Source organism: Cupriavidus sp. 05T42 (assembly GCF_056396345.1).
This window is the reverse complement of sequence record NZ_JBFTLH010000052.1, coordinates 1-1,378: the sequence shown is the minus strand read 5'-3', so window position 1 is coordinate 1,378 and position 1,378 is coordinate 1. Positions and strand designations below refer to the sequence as shown.

1 protein-coding gene is annotated in these 1,378 nt (G+C 55.5%); it reads left to right on the top strand.

Going from position 1 to position 1,378, the window contains the following annotated elements:
* Positions 1–45: 45 nt before the first annotated feature.
* A protein-coding gene (locus AC1EJR_RS27255) for an IS3 family transposase (RefSeq protein WP_477147853.1) occupies positions 46–1,378 on the top strand; the annotation gives its coding sequence in 2 pieces (ribosomal slippage) (positions 46–531 and positions 534–1,378; 1,331 coding nt annotated over the 2 pieces). This gene is flagged as partial in the annotation.

Below are 1,378 nucleotides of genomic sequence, written 5' to 3'. Positions count from 1 at the left end.
TGAACTGCACCCCAAAAGTTGGACACCAACTTTTGGGGTGTTTTCATGTATCGGTACTCGGAGCAGTTCAGGCTGACAGTTATCCAGAGCTACCTGGACGGTCAGGCAGGCTATGGTGAGATCGCCAAACGCCATGAAATAGACAGCGGAACAGTACGGCGCTGGGTGGCGGGATACCGCCTGCATGGCGCGGCGAGCATCAAACGGAAGTACACGCACTACAGCGCCGAGTTCAAGCTTGCCGTGCTGAAGCGGATGCGAAGCCAGCGGTTGTCGCATCGCGAAGTCGCAGCATGGTTCGATATTCGCAACTTCGGTGCGATTGGCATTTGGGAACGCCAGTATGATGCAGGGGGTATAGAGGCCTTGTCATCGCGCCCAAAAGGGCGTCCCAGGAAGATGTCGCCACCCACTCCCAAAGCAAAGCCACCGAAGCCATCTGGTGATCGCACGCGCACGCGCGAGGAGCTCATTGACGAGCTGAACTACCTGCGCATGGAGAACGCCTACCTAAAAAAACTCGACGCCTTAGTTCAAGCGAACAAGAAATCTGCGCAACCCAAAAAGCGCAAATAGTGCTTGAGCTAAGGCGGCAGTATCCATTGGCGGGGCTGTTGAAGGTCGCAGGCCTGGCACGAAGCACCTTCTACTATCAGCAAACAGTACTTCAGGCGCAGGACAGGTATGCGGAACTGAAGGCAAGAATCCGTGAGCTGTTTGCGCAGCACAAAGGTCGCTACGGCTACCGCCGCATTACGGCGGCGCTTCGGAAAGCGGAATTGATCGTCAACCACAAGACGGTTCAGCGCCTGATGAAAGCCATGGGCCTGAAGTCTCTCGTCCGGCCAAAGAAATACCGTTCTTACAAAGGTGCGGTGGGCCGAGTTGCGCCCAACGTGTTGCAACGGCAGTTCCACGCCGGGCGTCCGAATCAGAAATGGGTAACCGATGTGACCGAATTTAGCGTCGCCGGCGAGAAGCTATACCTCTCGCCGGTGCTGGACCTGCATAACGGCGAGATCGTCGCATACGAGATGGCCAGGCGTCCGTTGTTCGAGATGGTAAGCAAAATGCTCAAGAAGGCGTTTGCTCGACTCGGCCCCAAGGACCGACCGATCCTGCATTCGGATCAGGGCTGGCAATACCAAATGGCGTCCTATCGATCGATGCTCAAGCAGCACAGTGTCCGTCCCAGTATGTCGCGCAAAGGTAACTGCCTCGACAACGCTGCCATGGAGAGCTTCTTCGGCATCCTAAAGTCCGAATTCTTCTACCTGAACAAGTTCACCAGCATCGAGCAACTGCAGGATGGACTGCGCCAATACATTCACTACTACAATCATGACCGCATCAAGCTCAAACTAAAAGGGCTGAGTCC